Below are 19,451 nucleotides of genomic sequence, written 5' to 3' on the forward strand. Positions count from 1 at the left end.
GGTGCCTATGGTGCTCTGATGACCCCCGCGCACCCCCACCTGGTCTGGGACTGGAACGGCACCCTGCTCAACGACCTCAGCCTGGTGGTCGCGGCCACCAACGCGGCGTTCGCCAGCGTGGGCGGGCCGGCGGTCACCTCCGACGAGCACCGGGTGCGGTTCCGTCGGCCGATCGCCGAGTACTACGCCGACGTGCTCGGTCAGGCCGTGGACGACGACGAGTTCGGCCGCCTGGACCGGATCTTCCACGACGCGTACCGCAGCGGGTTGACCACCTGCGAGCTGGCCGCCGACGCGCGGACCGCGATGGCCGCCTGGCCGGGCAGCCAGAGCCTGCTCTCCATGTGGTTCCACGAGGAGCTGGTGCCCACCGTGCACACCTACGGGCTGACCAGCCACTTCACCCGGGTGGACGGGCTGCGGGCCACGGTCGGCGGCGGCCGCAAGGCCGAGTCGCTCCAGCGGCACCTGGCCGAGCTGGGCGTGGACGGCGCCTCGGTGGTGCTGATCGGCGACTCCATCGACGACGCGGACGCGGCGCTCGCGGTCGGTGGCCGTGCTGTGCTCTACACCGGCGGCTTCACCGACCCGGCCCGGCTGCGCGCGTCCGGTCACCCGGTGGCCGACACCCTCACCGACGCCGTGAAACTGGCCGGGGAGGTCAGTTCCGCAGGTAGGTGAGGACGGCCAGCACCCGCCGGTGCTGCTCGGTGTCCGGCGGCAGGGTGAGCTTGGTGAAGATGTTGCGCACGTGCTTCTCCACCGCGCCGTCGCTGACCACCAGGGCGCGGGCGATGGCGGTGTTCGAGCGCCCCTCGGCCATCAGGGCGAGCACCTCACGCTCGCGCGGGGTCAACTCGCGCAGCGGGTCGTCGCGGCGGCGCCGGGCGAAGAGCTGGCCGACCACCTCCGGGTCGAGCACGGTGCCGCCGGCCGCCACCCGGCGCAGCGCGTCCAGGAACTCGTCGATCGCGGCCACCCGGTCCTTGAGCAGGTAGCCGATCCCGCCGCCCGCTCCGCCGGTGGTGGCCAGCAGGTCGTCGGCGTACGAGACCTCGACGTACTGCGACAACACCAGGATCGGGGTACGCGGCACCAGCCGACGGGCCTCCACCGCCGCCCGCAGCCCCTCGTCGGTGTGCGACGGGGGCATCCGGACGTCGACGATCGACACGTCCGGCCGGTGCTCCACCACCGCCTCGACCAGCGCGTCGCCGTCCCCGACGGCCGCCACCACATCGTGCCCACTCTCGGTCAGCAGCCGCACCAGCCCCTCGCGGAGCAGCACGGCGTCGTCGGCGATCACGATGCGCATGGCTGTGTTGTCTACCACGTCCGGCCTGCCGGAAGGGCTCGACGCGGTGTCCGCCGGCTCACAGCGGAAGTTCCGCGCGGACCTCGGTGGGCCCGCCGGCCGGGCTGACGACGGCCAGTTCGCCGCCGGCAGCCCGGACCCGGTCGGCGATGCCGACCAGCCCGTGCCCCTTGGCCAGGTGCGCGCCGCCCTGCCCGTCGTCGCCCACCCGTACCAGGAGGTGGGTGCCCTGCCGGGCCACGGCGACCATGGCTTCGGTGGCCCGGCTGTGCTTGGCGACGTTGGTCAACGCCTCCGCCACCATGAAGTACGCGGTGTTCTCCACGGCCGGGTCGAGCCGCCCGCCCGGCGTGCCGAGCTGCGGGTCCACCTGGAGGTCGATCGGGATCAGCCCCCGGCCGGCGAGCGCGGCCAGGGCGCTGGGCAGGCCCCGGTCCACCAGGACCGGTGGGGCGATGCCGCGGGACAGCGCCCGCAGCTCGGCCAACGTGTCCCGGGTCTGGGTGACCGCCTCGTCGATGGTCCGGCCGGCCGCCTCCGGGTCGGAGGCGAGCTGCTGCCGGGCCCGGCTGAGGTCCATGGCCAGCCGCACCAGGCGCTGCTGGGGGCCGTCGTGGATGTCGCGTTCCAACCGGCGCAGCGCGGACGCCTCGGCGGACACGGCGGCGCGCTTCTGCTCCTCCAGGACGGTGATCCGGTCCCGCATCTCGGCCACCCCGGTCAGCATGGCCCGGGCGAAGCTGGCCTGGAGCAGCGCGCAGCCCCGGACCACGATCGGCAGGGTGATCAGGAAGAACACCCCGATCGCGGTGGTCAGCCCGATCCGCGCGGTGGTCGAGTCGCCCAGGCCGAGCAGCTGGGCGAGGTCGCTGTCGCCCTCGCCGCGCGGCAGCGCCCAGTCGTACGCCCAGTAGAGGGAGCCGGTGACGGCGGCGGCCCACCAGGCCAGCGCCACCACGAACGTGATGACCGACACGATCAGGCGCAGTACGCCGTGTGCCACGTCGAGCCAGGACTGGGCGTCCCGCATCGGCACGAAGATCCGCCGCCAGGCGTTCGCTCCGGCCTCGGGCAGCCGGTAGTGCGGCCGGATCCGGGGCTGCCGGAGCACCGCGGGCAGCCGCAGTCGCTCGATGTCGGCCAGCCCTCGGGCGGCGTACAGGGTGCCGCTGATGATCGGCAGGCCGATCACCGTGACCACCAGCCCGACGCCGACCGCGAGGCCCACGACGAGGACGACGAAGCTGGCCAGGGCCAGGGGCAGGCCGAGCAGCACGTACCCGGAGTCGACGAAGAGTTGGCGGGGAATGCTCGGCGCCAGCGTCGGCTGGTCGCTGGAGGCGGCAACGGCGGTCATGCCCAAAGGCTAGGCAGCGCGGGTGGGCCACCCCATCCCGAAGCCCTGCCTCTGCCTCGTAGTGCTGTCCCTACCCATTTCGGCACGCCTACCAGACGTGGGCGCGGGATTGGTCAGAGAAGTCGGGATTGAGCAATAATCGCCCGGGCGGGTTCGGCGGACGCCGCTGGATCGATCTTGCGGAATGGAGGTGCTGGTGGAGTCGCGTCGCGCAGCGACAAGATCGCGATTTGTGCACGTCTTCACAAGCGCCTACTCTCTAGTTCCGACGCGCCCTGCTAGCACAGCCGGCAATCTCGGTCGCCAGCGGGAGTCCACTAACGGCCGACCAGCGGAGTTGGCCGAGGATCGCACCGCACGGAGTCTCATGAGTCAGCATCGTCACCCAGGCGCGCCCGGCCGCGCCGGTGCCGTACCGGCGCTCCCGGACCTGCCCGAGGCGACCGTCGCGCGGCTCCCGGAGTACCTGCGTGCGCTGCACAACCTCGCCGACGCCGGCCACGAGACGGTCTCCAGCGAGGGCCTGTCCGCCGCCGCCGGCGTCAACTCCGCCAAGCTCCGCAAGGACCTCTCCCACCTCGGCTCGTACGGCACCCGGGGCGTCGGCTACGACGTCGCGCTGCTGATCGAGCAGATCGAGTACGTGCTCGGGCTCACCCAGCGACGGGCCGTCGCCCTGGTCGGCGTGGGTAATCTCGGTCACGCTCTGGCCGGTTACGACGGCTTCGCCAGCCGAGGCTTCCGGATCGCCGCACTGCTCGACGCCGATCCCTCCCGGGTCGGCGAAGAGATCAACGGGTTGGTGGTCCGGCATGTCGACGAGCTGCCGGCGGTCGCCGCGGAGGAGTCGCTCGCGATCGGCGTGATCGCCACCCCGGCCGCAGCCGCCCAAAAGGTCGCCGACCAGCTGGTCGCGGTCGGCGTGACGAGCATCCTCAACTTCGCGCCGTGCGTACTCTCGGTTCCGGAGGGGGTCGACGTGCGCAAGGTCGACCTCGCCATCGAGCTGCAGATTCTGTCCTTCCACGAGCACCGCAAGGCGTCGCTGACCGCGCTGCCCGCCACCGGCGGGTCCGCTCTCACCGCCCTGCCGGGCGGGCTCGCGGCCACCGACACCCAGGAGGCGATCGGCACGTGAAACTGCTCGTCGTCGGCGCGTCCTACCGGACCGCCCCGGTCGCCACGCTGGAGCAACTGGCCGTGCCCCCCGCCGACCTCACCCGCACGCTGGACCGCCTGGTCGCCCAGCCGTACGTGGCCGAGGCGGTGCTCGTCTCCACCTGCAACCGGGTGGAGGTCTACGCCGCCGTGTCCGGTTTCCACGGCGGGCTCGGCGACATCTGCGCCGTCCTGGGCGAGCAGGCCGGCAGTCCGCCGGCGGCGCTCGCCAGCCACCTCTACGTGCACTACGACGCCGCCGCCGTGGACCACGTCTTCCGGGTCGCCACCGGACTGGACTCGATGGTCGTCGGCGAGGCGCAGATCCTCGGGCAGCTGCGCGACTCGTACCACTGGGCCACCGGCGCCGACTCCGCCGGCCGGCTGCTGCACGAGCTGATGCAGCAGGCGCTGCGGGTCGGCAAGCGTGCCCACGCCGAGACCGGCATCGACCGGGCCGGCCAGAGCGTGGTCACCGCCGCGCTGGAGCTGGCCGCCGGGCACCTCGACGGTGACCTCGCCGGCCGCCCGGCCCTGGTTGTCGGAGCCGGCGCGATGGGCTCGCTCGGGGTGGCCACCCTGTCCCGGCTGGGCGCCGGGCCGCTCACCGTCACCAACCGGGGCGCTGACCGGGCCGTGCGGCTCGCCGAGTCGTACGGTGCGAACGCGGTGCCGATGACCGAGCTGGCCGACACTCTCTCCACAGTGGACATCGTAGTGGCCGCCACCGCCTCCACCGAACCGGTCCTCACCCGAGCCGTGGTCGGCGCGGCGCTGGCCGAGCGGGACCGGGCCCGGGGCCCGCTGGTCCTTCTCGACCTGGCCGTTCCGCGCGACGTCGAGGAGGGCGTCGCCGACCTCGCCGGCGTCGAGGTGATCGACATCGACCGGATGGCGGCGCTGCTCGCCGACGGTCCGGCCGCCGCGGACGCCGCCGCCGTCGAACGGATCGTGCTCGGCGAGGTGGAGAGCTTCCTCTCCTGGCTGCGCGGCGCCGACGTGGCGCCCACCGTGGCCGCGCTGCGCGGCCGGGCCGACGACGTGGTCACCGCCGAGCTGCGCCGGCTGGCCCAGCGCCGCCCGGACCTCGGTGACGACCTGCGGGCCGAGGTGGCCCGCACCGTGCACCGCGTGGTGCAGCGGCTGCTGCACCAGCCCACCGTCAAGGTCCGCCAGCTGGCCGCGGAGCCCGGCGGCGACCAGTACGCAGCCCTGCTGCGCGAGCTGTTCGATCTCCAGGTGCCGCAGACCTCGCCGGTGGACACCGTCCCCGACGTGGTGGCACCCGACCTCGGCGCGGCGTTCGCCGGCACCGACCCGGTGCTGGACGCGGACGCCACCGACCCGATCCCGCCCACCGGAGGTGCGCGATGACCGCCCCCCTACGCCTCGGCACCCGGGGCAGCACCCTGGCGATGGCCCAGTCCGGCCAGGTCGCCGAGGCGTTGACCGCCGCTACCGGCCGCCCGGTCGAGCTGGTCGAGGTGATCACCGCCGGCGACCGCTCCAGCGCGCCGGTGCACCGGCTCGGCGTCGGGGTGTTCGTCTCCGCGCTGCGCGACGCGCTGGCCGCCCGGACCATCGACTTCGCCGTGCACTCCTACAAGGATCTGCCCACGGCCGCCGCCGGCGGGCTGCACATCGCGGCGGTGCCGACCCGGCAGGACCCGCGCGACGCGCTGGTCGCCAGGGACGGGCGGACCCTCACCGAGCTGCCGCCCGGGGCCACCGTGGGCACCGGCGCGCTGCGCCGGATCGCCCAGCTGCACGCGCTCGGCATGCAGCTGGAGGTCACCCCGATCCGCGGCAACGTGGACACCCGCCTCGCGCGGGTGCTCGGCCCCGAGGCCGACCTCGACGCCGTCGTCCTGGCCCGGGCCGGGCTGGCCCGAATCGGCCGGGCCGACGTCATCACCGAGACGCTGGACCCGATGCTGATGCTGCCCGCGCCCGCTCAGGGCGCGCTGGCCGTGGAGTGCCGGGTCGACGACCAGGACCTGGTCGAGCTGCTCGCGGTGCTCGACCACGCACCGTCGCACGCCGCCGTCACCGCGGAGCGCGCGTTGCTGGCCACCCTGGAGGCCGGGTGCAGCGCACCCGTCGCCGCCTATGCGGAACTCGCCGAAGGTGACGCCGGCGATGAGATCTACCTGCGCGGGGCGGTGATCAGCCCGGACGGCACTCGTGACCTCCGGCTGTCCCGCACCGGAACGCCCGCCGACGCGGCGGAGATCGGTAAGGCACTCGCCGCCGAACTCCTCGACCTCGGCGCCGACTCGATCCTCGGCCACGAAGGACACACCGGCTCGGGGACCCAGCAATTTGGGAGCACAGAATGACCCGCACCCGTAAGCCCGTCGGCCGTATCGCGTTCGTCGGGGCTGGCCCCGGCGACCCGGGCCTGCTGACCCGTCGGGCGCACGACGCCCTGGTCGACGCCGACCAGGTGATCTACGACCGGGGAGTCCCGGAGTCGTTGCTCGCCGTCGTCCGCGCCGAGGCCAGGGACGACGCCGAGTTCACGCCGGCCGAAGGCGCGCCGGGGGATGTGGCGAAGGTGCTCATCTCCGCGGCCCGCTCCGGGCTGAACGCGGTGCACCTGGTCGCCGGCGACCCGTTCGGCCACGACTCGGTGGTCAAGGAGGTGCAGGCGGTGGCCCGCACCGCCGCCCACTTCGAGGTGGTGCCCGGGGTCGGTCAGGCCGAGGGTGTCGCCACCTACGCGGGTGTCCCGCTGCCGGGCGTGCGTACCGCCGCCGACGTCGAGGACGTCAGCACGCTGGACTTCGAGGCGCTGGCCGCAGCCGTCGGTCGGGGCTCGCTGGCCGTCGCGGTGGACGCCGGTGACCTCGCCGCCGTCCGGGACGGGCTGCTGGCCGCCGGAGTCGACGGCACCACGGGTGTCGGGGTGACCGGCGACGGCACCGGCGAGACCCAGTACACGACCACGTCGACCGTCGACAGCTTCGTGGCCGCCGCGCTCGGCTTCACCGGCCGGGTGGTGCTCACCGTCGGCGCGGGCGTGGGCCAGCGGGACAAGCTGAGCTGGTGGGAGAACCGCCCGCTGTACGGCTGGAAGGTGCTGGTACCCCGCACCAAGGAGCAGGCCGGCGCGATGAGCGCCCGGCTGCGCGCGTACGGGGCGATCCCGTGCGAGGTGCCGACCATCGCGGTCGAGCCGCCGCGCACCCCGGCGCAGATGGAGCGGGCCGTCAAGGGCCTGGTCGACGGCCGTTACGCGTGGGTCATCTTCACCTCCGTGAACGCGGTCCGCGCGGTGTGGGAGAAGTTCGCCGAGCACGGGCTGGACGCCCGGCACTTCGGTGGCGTCAAGATCGCCTGTATCGGTGAGGCGACGGCGGACGCGGTTCGCGCGTTCGGCATCCAGCCGGAGCTGATCCCCGCCGGGGAGCAGTCCTCCGAGGGGCTGCTGGCCGAGTTCTCGCCGCACGACGAGATCCTCGACCCGGTGGGCCGGGTGCTGCTGCCGCGTGCCGACATCGCCACCGAGACGCTGGCCGCCGGGCTCACCGAGCGCGGCTGGGAGGTCGACGACGTGACGGCGTACCGGACGGTCCGGGCCGCTCCGCCGCCCGCCGAGATCCGGGACGCGATCAAGTCGGGCGGGTTCGACGCGGTGCTCTTCACCTCGTCCTCCACCGTGCGGAACCTGGTCGGCATCGCGGGGAAGCCGCACGCGCGTACCGTTGTTGCCGTCATCGGGCCCAAGACGGCGGAGACCGCGACGGAGTTCGGCCTGCGGGTCGACGTCCAGCCGCCGCAAGCCTCGGTGCCCGACCTGGTGGAGGCGCTCGCCGCCTACGCCGTCGAGCTGCGCGAGAAGCTCGCCGCCATGCCGGCGAAGCAGCGTCGCGGCTCGAAGGTGCAGGGGCCGACCGCGCTCCGCTTCCGGTAGTCGTCCGAGGAGGCGCTCCCATGTCGTACCCCGAGATTCGGCCTCGCCGGCTCCGCCACACCCCGGCGATCCGCCGGCTGGTCTCCGAGACCCGCGTCGACCCGGCCGAGCTGGTCGTGCCGATGTTCGTCAAGGAGGGGCTGACCGAGCCCCGGGCCATCGCGTCGCTCCCGGGGGTGCTCCAGCACTCCCGGGACTCGCTGCGCAAGGCTGCGGTCGAGGCGGTCCAGGCCGGTGTCGGCGGGATCATGCTCTTCGGCGTGCCGGAGCACCGCGACCCGACCGGGTCCGGTGGCATCGACCCGGACGGCATCCTGAACGTCGCCATCCGGGACGTGGTTGCCGAGGTGGGCGACGCCACGGTGGTGATGAGCGACCTGTGCCTGGACGAGTTCACCTCGCACGGGCACTGCGGGCTGCTCACCCCGGGCGGTGAGGTGGACAACGACGCGACCCTGGAGGCGTACGCCGAGATGGCGGTGGCCCAGGCCGCCGCCGGGGTCCACATGGTCGGGCCGTCCGGGATGATGGACGGCCAGGTCGGCGTGGTCCGCCGGGCGCTCGACGCCGCCGGGCACCAGGACGTGACCGTGCTGGCGTACGCCGTGAAGTACGCCTCGGCCTTCTACGGTCCGTTCCGGGACGCGGTGGAGTCGGCGCTGGAGGGCGACCGGCGCACCTACCAGCAGGACCCGGCCAACCTGCGCGAGTCGCTGCGTGAGGTGGCGCTGGATGTCGCCGAGGGCGCCGACATGGTGATGGTCAAGCCGGCGCTGCCCTACCTCGACGTGGTGTCGGCGGTGCGGGCCGCGGTGGACGTCCCGGTCGCCGCCTACCAGGTCTCCGGTGAGTACGCGATGGTCGAGGCGGCCGCCGCGAACGGCTGGATCGACCGGGAGCGGGTGATGCTGGAGACGCTCACCTCGATCCGCCGGGCCGGCGCGCAGGTCATCCTCACCTACTGGGCCGTCGAGGCCGCCGGGCTGCTGCGCCAGCGCTACTGAGCGGTCCGGCCCGGCCCGTGGCAGGGCCGGGAGTCGGGCGCGACCGCTTGCACGCAACCCCAACTCCGGGACCCGGATACCCCCTTCGCGCCTCCTTTGCTCTGCTTCAACGGACGCAACAGTCGGACCCGAAAAGTGTTGCGCCCGTTGAAGCAGAGCAAAGGGCGCCAACCAAGCCCTCGGCCCCCCGGCCCTCGGCCCCGGCCCCCTGCACCCGACCTACGCGGTTATCCACAGGTTTATCCACAGGGATTGAGCCTGGCTGACACCACGGGGATGGTGGTGGGATGGCGTCGGCGCTCGATCCTCCTCCTCCCACCGGTCCCACCGTCGGTCGGTTTCCCATTGCCGGTCTGGTTCGCCGGGCACGTCGGATCGTCCGGCTGAGCCAGCACGGGATGGCCCGCTTCGCCAAGGTTTCGCCCTCGACGGTGGGGCGGGTCGAAGCGGGCAGCCTGACCCCCAGCCTGGCCGTGCTGGAGCGCCTGCTCGGAGCGGCCGGGCTCTACCTGACCGTGGTCGACCAGAACGGCCGGGTGATCCAGCCGATGGCCGACCGGGAGGACGTCCACGACGGTGCCGGCCGTCGCTACCCCTCGCACCTGGACACCATCCTCGACCCGGAGCCGGGGGAGTGGTGGGGGGACATCTACGGGCTGGCCCGACCACCGGAGACCTACCACCGCAGCTCGGCGGACCGGGAGGCGCGGCGACGGCGCAGCCAGTGGGAGGTACGGGTCGCGAAACACCGCCACCTGCCGCCCCCGCCGATCGTCCACGACTACCACTGACGCCGGCGGCAACGACAGCGGCCCGCCATCCGGGGTTGCACCTGGATGACGGGCCGCTGACACGGCGTCTGGAGGATCAGTCGTCGTTGGTGATGGTGCCCGTCGCGAGCGGGTCGGCCAGCCGCAGGCCGGGCACGCCGGCCACCAGCAGGGTGAGCTTCTCGTCCGCCTCCCGCTTCCGGTCACCGCGCACGGTCACCGGGAAGGCCAGTGAGGTCTGCCCGGCGGCCAGCGTGCGGCAGCCGGCGTACCCGTCGAAGTCCGAGCCGACCTGCGCCGTGCCGCCAAGGGTGGCGGCGCAGAGCAGCACCGGCTGGGACAGCGGCCGGGACACGGTGGCGGTGAAGGTGAGCTGCCGGTTGCCCTTGTCGCCCTCGACCACCGTCGCGTCGGCGACGGTCAGCGACGCCCTGGACCGGAACCGGGCCACCTGCGGGTCGTGGTCGCTGGAACCCCGCGACCCGTCGCCGCTGAACTCCGCCGGCCAGTCGGCGTTGATGTGCGCCGCCCGCACCTGCACCAGGTCGCCGTAGAGCGCGTCGTTGACGAACAGGTGGTCGAGCGTCTGCGCCTGCCCCTCGAAGCTGTACGAGTAGGCCGACGCCGGCACGTCCGCGACCAGGTTGTCCCACAGGTTGTGCAGGCCCGCCTGGTAGAGCGGGGCCAACTGGTCCGACGGGGTGGGCTGGCTGCCGGTGGCGATCGGGTCGTCCGGGCGGGGGAAGACGTTCAGGTCCCCGCCGTAGACCACCCGGGCGTCCCGGTCGGCCGCCTCGATCGCGGTGACGATCGCCGCGCCGTACGCCGCCTGCTCCCGACGCTGCCCGATCCGGCTGTCCGGGCCGGAGGAGTAGTGGTTGCTGAGCGCGTACAGGGTGAACCGCTCCGACGAGCCGGGCGCCGCGGCCACACTGAACTCGCCCAGCTGGGGAGCCCGGGTGAAGACGTTGTTCCCGTCCCGGCCGGTCGAGGTGTCCACGTCGGACGGGAGCACCGCGTTGAGCGCCTTCGGGTTCTGCACGTCGGCGTTGGCCGGCAGCCCCGGGGCGCGGTACTGGACGGTCGGCGCCGAGCCGAGCAGCGGGTCGGTCGCCGTCGCGGCTGCCAGCGACAACCGGTCGGTGCGGTACAGGAACGCGGCGGTGATGCCCCGGGCGTCCGCGCCGGTCCGGTCGTAGGTGGCGGCGTACGCCGGACCACCAGCCGCCGCCACCGCGAGCGCCAACTCCTGGATGCTGTCCGGAGCGCCGTCGGCGTTGTCCGTGTCGCCGCAGGCCAGTGCCGCCCCGGACACGGTGCAGATGTCCTGGTCCTCGGCCTCCTGCACCAGGATCAGGTCCGGCGCGTGCAGGTCCTTGACGATCTGGTCGGCGAGCGCCGTGAGGTGCTCGCGGTAGTCGGCCTCACTGCTGGGCACGTAGTCGAACGGCGGGGCGACGCCCGGGCAGCCGGCGTTGCCGGTGAAGTCGCAGCCGTCGAACGGGTCGTCCCGGTGGTCGTAAAGGTTCTCCACGTTGTACGTGGCGACCGCCACCTCCTGCGACCGGTCGGCCGGCTTCGGCGGGTTGTTCTTCGACGGGTCGGCCCCCGCGTCGAACTCCGCCCGCTCGACCTGGACGCCGTACTTCTCGAACGAGTAGTAGACGCCGCCCACCGCGTCCGCGCGCAGCGTGTCGAAGGTGTGCGCCGGAGGGAGCAGCGCCGTGCTGTCCCCGGCGGTGCCCTTCACGCCCATGCTGCCGAGCATCACCCGCTGGCCGTTGCCGTCGTCGAAGCGGCGGGTCGGGTCGTTGTCCAGCGGGTGGGAGTCCCGGAACACCCGTCGGGCGTACGGGTCGGTGCGGTCCAGCAGCGGGTCGTCCCGGTCGACCACCCACAGCTCCGCGTCGGCGGTCGAGGCGAAGACGTCCCGGCCGCTCACCGCACCGCTGCCCGCGCGCACCCGCAGCCGGGCGCCCTCGTGCCGCTCCCAGAAGCGCTGGGCGTCGGCCAGTTCGGCTGGCGGCGCGGCGTCGGTCACCGCGACCGCGGAGTCCACGGCCAGACCGGTCGTGATCCGCCGAACCAGTGAGGCGCCGGAGAGCTGGGTGAGGTTGAAGTACTCCGACACCCGGGCCCGGAGCACCACCTCGTCGCCGACCGTCGGGACGTAACCGCCGATCAGCGAGGTGAACGTGCCCATGAACACGAAGATGCCGTCGGAGCTGGTCGCGTCGCCGTCGGTGTCGCCGGTGCGGCTCTGCAGGAAGAACCCGTGCTGCTCCGCCCCGGCCGAGGTGCGGGCCAGGGTCAGCTGGGTGATCACGCCGCGTACGTCGTACAGCGTGCTGCTGGTGCCGTTGCCGCTCGCCGGTGCCAGCGGCGACCGGTCGGCCGGGCCGGACTCGGCGTCGGTCGTCGGGCCCTGCACCTCGCCGACGGTCAGCTCCCGGGTCACCTGCACGACCAAGGCGCAGCTTGCGGTGCCACCGCCCGCGTCGGTCGCGGTGACCGTGACGGTGTACGCCCCGGCGGCGAGGTCGGCGCTCGCGCCGACAGTGGCGCGAGCGGTGCCACCCACCCCTTCGGCCGGGGTGAGCGCCGTGCGGGTGATCGAGCCGGTGGCCGGGGTCGGGCTGACCGCGGTCACCGCCAGGTCGACGATCGTGTCGTCGGGGTCGGTGGCGGTGACCTCGCGGCTCGCCGCCGTGCCGGCGGCGGTGACCAGCGGCCCGCCGCAGGTCAGCGTGGCCGGCGCGTCGACCGGGCCACCGCCGTCCACGGTGTGCGTGCCGAGCCCGTCGAAGGTGTCGACCGGGAGACCGGCCCACTGTGCGGCGGGGTCGAACGCGTCCGACGGATCGGTGTCACCGGCGGTCACGGTGGGCAGCCGGCGCAGGGTGTTGTCCGCCGTGCTGGTGGCCCCGGCGCCCCACTCGGTGCCTGGGTCGACGCCCACCTGGCCGATCGAGTCGAGCACGGTGGTGCCCCGGCGCAGCACGATCGCGTCGTCGCCGTTGAACAGGCTCGCCCCGGTCGTCTGGTCGGCCTGGGCGAGGATGGCGGACCCGGCCGAGGCGCTGGCGAACACGAACACGTCGCCAGCGGCCACCGTCCCGGTCAGCGCGATGGTGGTGGCCGTGCCGGAGCCGTTGAAGAAGAGCTGGAGCTGGTAGCCGCCGGCGGTGAGGTCGACGGCGCCACCGGTGCCGTTGAACAGCTCGATCGCCTTGTTGTTCGACGAACCTTCGACGTACTCCGAGATGAACAGGTCGGTGGGCGCGGCGCTGGCCGCGGTGGGTGCGACGCCGAGCGCCGTGACGGTCACGGCGACGGTGGCGGTCGCGAGCGCGGCGATTGTGCTGCGCGGGCGCATAGGGCCTCCACGATGGGTGGATGGGAGTCAACGCACGTTAAGGTGCGCAGCTGTCCAGCGTCCATCCCCCATTGGACGGTTTCGTGAATTCCCTCAGCGGGGTGGATCGATGCGGTGCACCAGCTCGGCGATGTCGACGCTGTATTCGCACCAGTCCCGGTCGGGACGGTAGCCCAGCTCGGCGTTGACCTTGAGCATCGCCTCGTTGGCCTGGGCGTTCCAGGTCTGCACCTCGGCCAGCTCCGGCTCGGCGGAGCGCAGCTCCAGCAGCATCCGGGCCTTGATCGCCCGGTCGATGCCGTAGCCCCGGTGGTCCTGCGCCACGATCGTGTCGTACTGGTCGGCGCGGGTCGGGTGCTGTGCCGGCACCACCACCTCGGTCAGGCCGGCCACCTCGCCGCTCTGCTCGTGCCGGGCAAGCACGATGTACGGCTTCATGCCCCGCCGGTGCAGGGTGTCCAGGCTGTCCCGCAGCCGCTGCGGGTCGTAGGAGCTGGGGCGCAGCTCACCGTCGTCGACGTCGCGCACCTCGGCCTTGGCCCGCGCGTACGCCTCGATCAGGTCGTCCGGTGGCCCACCGGGGAAGAACTCCAGGTGGTAGCCCGCCCCGATGCCGGTGGCCATCCCGGCCAGCTCGGTCCAGTCGACCGTGGACAGGTCGAGCACGCTGCGGGTCTCCACGTACTCCCGGGTGAAGCCGAGCGACTCGTAGAAGTCCACGGCCGGCGTGTCGCCGACCACCTCGACCCCGATCGACCGGAAGCCCTCCTGGTAGACCCGGCGGGCGGCGCGCAGCACCAGGTCACGGCCGAGCCCGGTGCGCCGCACGGACGGGTGCACCAGCACCTCGAGCACGCCGATGTCACCGAGGAGCAGCACGTGGACCTGCCCGAGCACCGCGCCCGGATCGCCGGGGGCGGTCGGCTCGGCCTGGGCGATCCAGGAGATCCGCCGTTCACCGGGCATCACCTCAGCGAGGTATTCCCGCAGAGAGTCCTCCCGCCAGGGCGGATCCTGCGGCAGATCGACCGACAGGACCGCGTTGAGCGTGTCCAGCAGCGACGCGATCTCGGCGGACGACGCGGTCCTGGGGTCCCACTCGCGCACCATCACCCGTCTAGCTTGCCGCTAACAGCTGCCCGGGGGAAGTGTCCAGGTCTCTAATGTATGCGGACGATCACTTCACGTACGGCTGGCCCGTCCGTACCGGTTGGCGGTGTCGTAGACGTCCTGGGCGTACCGACGCACGTCGTTGTACGACAGGATCGCGTTCCACCAGTCGCCCGGGATGCTCAGGTTGCGGTTGTTCTTGCACAGGTAGTTTCCGGCCGCCAGGGCGGCGTCGTCCAGGTCGTGCGGGTCCTTCTTGCCGTCGTTGTCCGCGTCCGCCCCGATCTCCTTCCAGGTGCTCGGGATGAACTGCATCGGCCCGATCGCGCGGTCGAACGCGGTGTCCTGGTCGAGATCGCCGCGGTCGGTGTCGATGATCCGCATCCGGCCGTCCCGCCCGTCCAGCGGCAGGCCGATGATGTACGGCAGGGCCTTGCCGTCCTGGCCCAACCGGGCGCCGTTGGCGGCGCCGTGCCCGGACTCGACCTGGCCGATCGCGGCCAGCGTGGTCCAGCTCAGCGCGCAACTGCGGTTGGTCTGGGCGAGCACCAGCTCGGCGTAGCCGTACGCCTGCATGGCGGCCGGCGGGACGCCGACCTTGGCGCCGACCTGCTGCGCCCAGCCGGCCAGGACGTCCGAGGGGCGGTAGCCGAGCATCGGCCCGCCGGCCGGCCCGGTGGGCAGCCCTCCGGAGGGGAGCGGCCCGGTCGGCAGTGGCCCGGTGGGGAGTGGCCCGGTCGGCAGCGGGCCGGTGGGCAGGCCGGACGGCAGCCCCGGAGGCGGAACGGCCCCGCTCGGCGTGACGGAGGAGTCGACGGCGACCGGCCTGGGCGCGCGGATGGCGGCCGGGACGAGCACCGCGCCCGCCGCGGCGGTCGCGGCCACCAGGGCGAGCAGGAAGACCCCGGGCAGGGTGAGCCGACCGCTGGGCCGGCGGGCCCAGGCGCGGGTGGCCCGGGCCGCGGTCACCGCCGTCTGGCGCGGCGGCTGGCGAAGCGCGTGCGCGAACGGCACCCGCCGCCGCCGACCGGCGTCGGACGTCGCCGTGCCGGCGGCGCCGTCCACACTGGCCGGTTCGGCGCCCGCCGTGGCGGTGGGCAGGGGTGCGGTCTTCGCATCGCCGGCCGGCGTTTCGGCATCCGGCCCGGCCGGCGTGGTCGCGGCGTCCGATCCGGTGGCTGTGCTCGCCGCGGTCAGGTCACCAGCGGATGCGTCGGCCTCAGGTTCGGCGGCGGTGGCGCCAGCCTCGGTGCTGGCGGTCGGCCCGCTCGTGGCCTCGACGGCCGTCGGAGTCGGTGGTGTCGTCTCTGTCGGTGGTTGGGGAGCACCGGTCGCGCCGCCGCTCAGCCAGGGCCGGCGGGGTCGGGGCACCGCGCGGCGCACCGGATCCGGCGCGGCCCCCGATCCATCGAGCGGCCCGTCCAGCGGCGCGGCCGGTCGCAGCGGTTGCACACGCGTTTTGTCCTCGCCGTCCACCACCCGTCGAGTATCACCCATGCCCCGCCGGACGTCAGGTCCCCCGTACCCTGGTTGCCATGCCGAGGTACGAGTTCCGCTGCCGCGCCTGCGGCGACACCTTCGAGGTCAACCGTCCAATGGCGGCGGCTGGCGCGCCCGCCACCTGCCCGCAGGGGCACACCGACACGGTCAAGTTGCTCTCCGCGGTCGCGGTCACCGGCCGGAGTGCGGGCGGCGCCGCCCCGGCCCCCGCAGGGGGCGGCTGCTGCGGCGGTGCCTGCGGCTGCTGATTCGGCCAATTCACGGCCATCTGGCCGGGCGCCCTTGCCGGGACAGGGTCCGAGTGGCACGTTGAGGCGGCACCTGCCCGGCCGTTCTCACGATGCGTGACCGCTCGGACTCAGGCAGCATGAACCCGACGTCACGGGCGGAGGTTCCACGCATGTCGCCACGGATCCAGCTCCCGAGCGGTTGGGTGACCTTCGTGTTCACCGACATCGAGGGCTCGACCCGGCTGGCCCAGCTGCTCGGCCCGGATTACCGCCCGGTGCTCGCCGAGCACCGACGGCTGTTGCGCCGGACGCTGGCCAGCACCGGTGGAGCGGAGCTGCTGACCGAGGGCGACTCGTTCTTCCTGGCCTTCGACGACGCGGCGGCGGCGTTGACCGCCTGCCTGACCGCCCAGCGCGCGCTGGCCAGCCACGACTGGCCCACGGCGGAGGCCGCGCCCCGGGTGCGGATGGGCCTGCACACCGGCTACGCCGAGCCGCGCGACGGGGAGTACGCCAGTCCCGAGGTGCACCGGGCCGCCCGGGTGGCCGCCGCCGCGCACGGCGGGCAGGTGCTCTGTTCGGCGTCCACGGCTCGTCGGGCGGAGCCGCTGCCACCCGGCGCCACGCTGCTCGACCTGGGCCTGCACCGGCTGCGTGGCTTCGACGACCGGGAACGGCTGTTCCAGCTGGTCGCGCCGGGGCTGGAGCGGCAGTTCCCTCGGCCCCGCACCGCTGACGCGGTGGCGCACAACCTTCCGACCCAGGTGACTTCGTTCGTCGGGCGGCAGGCCGAGCGGGCCGAGCTGGGCCGGCTGGTGGAGGAGCACCGGCTGGTCACCGTGCTGGGTGCGGGTGGCGCGGGCAAGACCCGGCTCGCCGTGGAGCTGGCCAGCGGGGTGGTCGAGGCGTACCCGGACGGGGTCTGGTTCGTCGACATCGCCGCGGTGACCGACCCGGGGTTGGTGGCGTTCGCCATCGCCGCCGTGCTCGGGCTGCGCCCCGAGCCGGGCCGGCCGATGCTGGACACCCTGGTCGAGTACGCCGCGGGCCGCCGGATGCTGGTCGTACTGGACACCTGCGACACCCAGCCGGCCGCCTGCGCGGAGGTCATCTCGCGCCTGCTCTCCGGCGGGCGGGGTGTGCGGGTGCTGGCCACCAGCCGCGAGTCGTTCAGCCTGCCCGGCGAGGTGGTGTGGCGGATCCCGCCGCTCTCGGTCGACCCGAGCGCGGACGGCGCGGAGAGCGACGCGGTGGCGCTGTTGCTGGACCGTACGGCGGCCGCGCGCGGCGGCCGGCAGCCGGATCTGGCCGAGTCGGCCGACCTGAGCCGCGTGGTGCAGCGGCTGGATGGGTTGCCGCTCGCCATCGAGCTGGCCGCCGCCCGGTTGCGGGTGCTCTCCGTCGGCCAGCTCGCCGAGCGGCTGGACGACGTGCTCGGCACCCTGGACGCCGGCCGGGAGGACCCGGAGCCGCCGCCGGTGGAGCGCGGCTGGTCGGGAAACCAGCAGGACACCGTGGACCTGGTGGCCGCGGCAGCCGGCATGTCGCCGCCCACCCCGGCGAGCAGGGCGGTGCAGCGTTCGGCCACCGAGCGGCACCTGACCATGCAGGCCACCGTCACCTGGTCGTACCGCACGCTGGGGCCTCGGGCCGCCCGGCTGCTGCGCTGGCTGGCGGTCTTCGCCGGGCCGGTGGACCTGGCGACGGTGGAGTGGCTGCTGGGCGACGACCCGTTGGATCCGCTCTCGGTGCTGGTGGACAAGTCGATGGTGCTGGCGGAGCCACGCGCGGCCGGCAGCACGTACCGGATGCTCGATCCGATCCGGGCGTACGCCGCGCGGCGGCTGGCCGAGGCGGGCGAGGAGCAGGCTGCCCGGGACCGGCACGTGGCCTGGTCGGCGCACGCGCTGGAGCGGGCTCACCTGGGCCCGGACGGCCGACCGGTGACGCTGTCGCTCTACGCCCTCGACCCGCTGGCCGGGGAGCTTCGGGCCGCGCTGCGCTGGTGCGCCACCGGTGGCAGCGCTCGCGCCGGTCTGCAACTGGCCGGCGGCCTGGACCAGTGGTGGCGTGAGCGCGGGCTGGCCCGGGAGGGGCGGCTCTGGCTGTTCCGGCTGTACGGACGGATCGCCGAGACCGGCGAGCGGATTCCGGAGGCGGAGCTGGCGGCGGCGTACCACATGCACTCGCTGCACGCCGGCGCCGACGGCGAGTTCGCCGAGGAGCTGCGGTTCTCCCAGCGGGCGGAGGCGGCAGCCCGGCAGGCGGGTGACGCGGGGCTGCTGGCCCGGGTGCTCGCCGGGCGGGCCGCGCCGCTGATCGACATGGGACAGTTCGCCGAGGCCGAACGGGTGTGCCGGGAGGTCATCGACTGGGCGCACGGGCAGGACGTGGTCGGCGAGGCGCTGTTCGCGGTGTTCAGCCTGGCCGAGCTGCTGTGGCGTCGGGGCGCGCTGGAGGAGGCGGCGGAGCTGTTGGGTGCCGTCCGTCCGGTGGAGGCGGCCCGGCCGGTGGAGCGGGGCCGGCGTTCGGTGGACATGCTGCTCGGGATGGTCGCGCTGGCCCGCGGTGACGTGATCGCGGCGCACGAGCACCTGCTGGTGGCGCTGCGTTCCCGGATGGGCCACGGCTACCACGGCCGGGCGTGCGACACGTTGAACGCGATCGCGGTGCGTTGCGCGGTCGGCGGGGACCGGCTGACCGCCGCCCGGCTGTTCGGGGCGGCGCAGGCCACCCGGGCCAGCATGCGATCCACGCCGGGCATCTACGGCGGCTACTGGGACGACCAGCAGGCGGAGCTGCGGGAGATGCTGGGCGACGCGGCCTTCGACGACGCGTACGGCGAGGGCGCCGAGTTGGGGTTGGACGAGGCAGCGGCGCTGGCGCTCGACGTGGAACACCCCGATCTGGCGGCGGACTCGACCCGGTTCAGCACGGGTCTCTCCCAGCCGGCGCCCCGCCGCCCCGCCGACCCGGACCGCCATCCCGCCACCCGAACCGAACGTGCCTGACCCCACCCCCCCAGCCTTGTCGATCGAGAGGCTTGCGTCAGGAAGCGGGCTTCCGGTGACCGAAACCTCTTGATCAACGCGGTCGAGGGGGTGGGGTCAGGGGGTGGGGTGGGTGGGGGTTAGGCGCGGATGCCGGCGCGGCGTTCGGCGTCGGCCTTCATCTTGGCGGCGCGGTCGATGTCGGCCTGTTGCACGGCCGCCACGGATCCGAAGACGCTGACCGCCTGGTAGTAGGTCCAGGCCAGGCTGTAGCAGGCGGGCCGGACGACCGTGTTGTACGTGGCGCAGACCCGCTTCAGGTCCTCGTAGAAGGCGCTGTCCAGTCGGGACTTGTTGGCGGAGAACTGACCGACCGACTTGTAGTTGCGGTAGCCGAAGTCGTGCCGGTAGCAGCCGAGGTTGAAGGTGAACCCGAGCGGGTTGTCGGGGCTCGACGAGCAGTAGTCGGTGGACCAGTCGAAGTTGTACTCGGCCCAGGGAGCCCGGTTGACCCGGGCGTTGTTCCAGGAGTTGTAGCTGCTCGCGCTGGTCTGGGTCCAGCTGGAGAGCACCGAGAGCCGCTGCTGGGGGGTGACGGCGGCGGCGGGGGAGGCGACGGCGAGGGTGGCGAGCAGCGCGAGCGCGCCCGAGGCGAACAGGGTGGCGAGACGTCGGGGCACGGGTTACCTCCGCGGGGGTGAGCGGTGTGGGTGCAAGTTACCGGC

The 19,451-nt window shown here is 73.6% G+C and carries 15 protein-coding genes; 9 read left to right on the forward strand and 6 right to left on the reverse strand.

Going from position 1 to position 19,451, the window contains the following annotated elements; all coding sequences use genetic code 11:
- Positions 1-18 precede the first annotated feature (18 nt).
- Positions 19-681: an HAD hydrolase-like protein gene (locus AB0K07_RS18870; protein ID WP_363756728.1), complete on the forward strand. Its 663-nt coding sequence runs from the start codon at positions 19-21 to the stop codon at positions 679-681.
- On the opposite strand, the gene AB0K07_RS18875 is transcribed toward AB0K07_RS18870, so the two are convergent.
- Both AB0K07_RS18875 and AB0K07_RS18880 read right to left on the reverse strand, forming a co-directional pair.
- Positions 662-1,315, reverse strand: coding sequence for a response regulator transcription factor (locus AB0K07_RS18875; RefSeq protein WP_363756729.1), 654 nt, complete (start codon positions 1,313-1,315; stop codon positions 662-664). The two genes, AB0K07_RS18870 and AB0K07_RS18875, sit on opposite strands and share 20 nt — an antisense overlap.
- A gap of 58 nt (positions 1,316-1,373) precedes the next feature.
- Positions 1,374-2,672: a sensor histidine kinase gene (locus tag AB0K07_RS18880; RefSeq protein WP_363756730.1), complete on the reverse strand. Its 1,299-nt coding sequence runs from the start codon at positions 2,670-2,672 to the stop codon at positions 1,374-1,376.
- A gap of 367 nt (positions 2,673-3,039) precedes the next feature.
- Here AB0K07_RS18880 and AB0K07_RS18885 point away from each other — a divergent pair, with 367 nt between their 5' ends.
- The 6 genes from AB0K07_RS18885 (at position 3,040) to AB0K07_RS18910 (ending at position 9,541) form a co-directional block, all read left to right on the forward strand.
- Positions 3,040-3,810 carry a redox-sensing transcriptional repressor Rex gene (locus AB0K07_RS18885; RefSeq protein ID WP_363756731.1) on the forward strand — a complete coding sequence of 257 codons (771 nt, stop codon included), beginning with the start codon at positions 3,040-3,042 and terminating at the stop codon, positions 3,808-3,810.
- Positions 3,807-5,204: a glutamyl-tRNA reductase gene (locus tag AB0K07_RS18890; RefSeq protein WP_363756732.1), complete on the forward strand. Its 1,398-nt coding sequence runs from the start codon at positions 3,807-3,809 to the stop codon at positions 5,202-5,204. Before AB0K07_RS18885 ends, AB0K07_RS18890 begins: the two co-directional genes overlap by 4 nt.
- The gene (gene hemC / locus AB0K07_RS18895; protein WP_363756733.1) at positions 5,201-6,169 is read left to right on the forward strand and encodes a hydroxymethylbilane synthase; all 969 of its coding nucleotides are present in this window, start codon (positions 5,201-5,203) and stop codon (positions 6,167-6,169) included. The genes AB0K07_RS18890 and hemC overlap by 4 nt, the downstream gene beginning before the upstream one ends.
- Positions 6,166-7,746, forward strand: coding sequence for a uroporphyrinogen-III synthase (locus tag AB0K07_RS18900; RefSeq protein WP_363756734.1), 1,581 nt, complete (start codon positions 6,166-6,168; stop codon positions 7,744-7,746). The genes hemC and AB0K07_RS18900 overlap by 4 nt, the downstream gene beginning before the upstream one ends.
- Positions 7,747-7,766: 20 nt before the next feature.
- Positions 7,767-8,750 carry a porphobilinogen synthase gene (hemB, locus tag AB0K07_RS18905; protein WP_363756735.1) on the forward strand — a complete coding sequence of 328 codons (984 nt, stop codon included), beginning with the start codon at positions 7,767-7,769 and terminating at the stop codon, positions 8,748-8,750.
- A gap of 287 nt (positions 8,751-9,037) precedes the next feature.
- Entirely contained in the window at positions 9,038-9,541 is a 504-nt protein-coding gene (locus AB0K07_RS18910; protein ID WP_363756736.1) for a helix-turn-helix transcriptional regulator, read from the forward strand.
- 76 nt (positions 9,542-9,617) lie between these two features.
- Here the strand turns inward: AB0K07_RS18910 and AB0K07_RS18915 are convergent, their stop codons facing one another.
- The 3 genes from AB0K07_RS18915 to AB0K07_RS18925 form a co-directional block, all read right to left on the reverse strand.
- Entirely contained in the window at positions 9,618-12,896 is a 3,279-nt protein-coding gene (locus AB0K07_RS18915) for a lamin tail domain-containing protein (protein WP_363756737.1), read from the reverse strand.
- A 93-nt stretch (positions 12,897-12,989) separates the two neighbouring features.
- Positions 12,990-14,006 carry a GNAT family N-acetyltransferase gene (locus AB0K07_RS18920; protein ID WP_363757157.1) on the reverse strand — a complete coding sequence of 339 codons (1,017 nt, stop codon included), beginning with the start codon at positions 14,004-14,006 and terminating at the stop codon, positions 12,990-12,992.
- 72 nt (positions 14,007-14,078) lie between these two features.
- A complete protein-coding gene (locus AB0K07_RS18925) occupies positions 14,079-15,485 on the reverse strand; it encodes a lytic murein transglycosylase (RefSeq protein WP_363756738.1) in 1,407 nt (468 codons plus the stop codon).
- A gap of 56 nt (positions 15,486-15,541) precedes the next feature.
- Here AB0K07_RS18925 and AB0K07_RS18930 point away from each other — a divergent pair, with 56 nt between their 5' ends.
- Both AB0K07_RS18930 and AB0K07_RS18935 read left to right on the forward strand, forming a co-directional pair.
- Positions 15,542-15,754, forward strand: a complete 213-nt coding sequence (locus AB0K07_RS18930) for a zinc ribbon domain-containing protein (protein WP_363756739.1) — start codon at positions 15,542-15,544, stop codon at positions 15,752-15,754.
- Positions 15,755-15,906: 152 nt separating this feature from the next.
- Complete coding sequence (locus tag AB0K07_RS18935) at positions 15,907-18,747, forward strand: adenylate/guanylate cyclase domain-containing protein (RefSeq protein ID WP_363756740.1); 2,841 nt, start codon at positions 15,907-15,909, stop codon at positions 18,745-18,747.
- 119 nt (positions 18,748-18,866) lie between these two features.
- Here the strand turns inward: AB0K07_RS18935 and AB0K07_RS18940 are convergent, their stop codons facing one another.
- On the reverse strand, positions 18,867-19,406 hold the full coding sequence (locus AB0K07_RS18940; protein WP_363756741.1) for a phospholipase: 540 nt from the start codon (positions 19,404-19,406) through the stop codon (positions 18,867-18,869).
- Positions 19,407-19,451 lie beyond the last annotated feature (45 nt).

Origin of the sequence: Micromonospora sp. NPDC049301 (assembly GCF_040678715.1) — a bacterium.
Lineage (GTDB): Bacteria > Actinomycetota > Actinomycetes > Mycobacteriales > Micromonosporaceae > Micromonospora.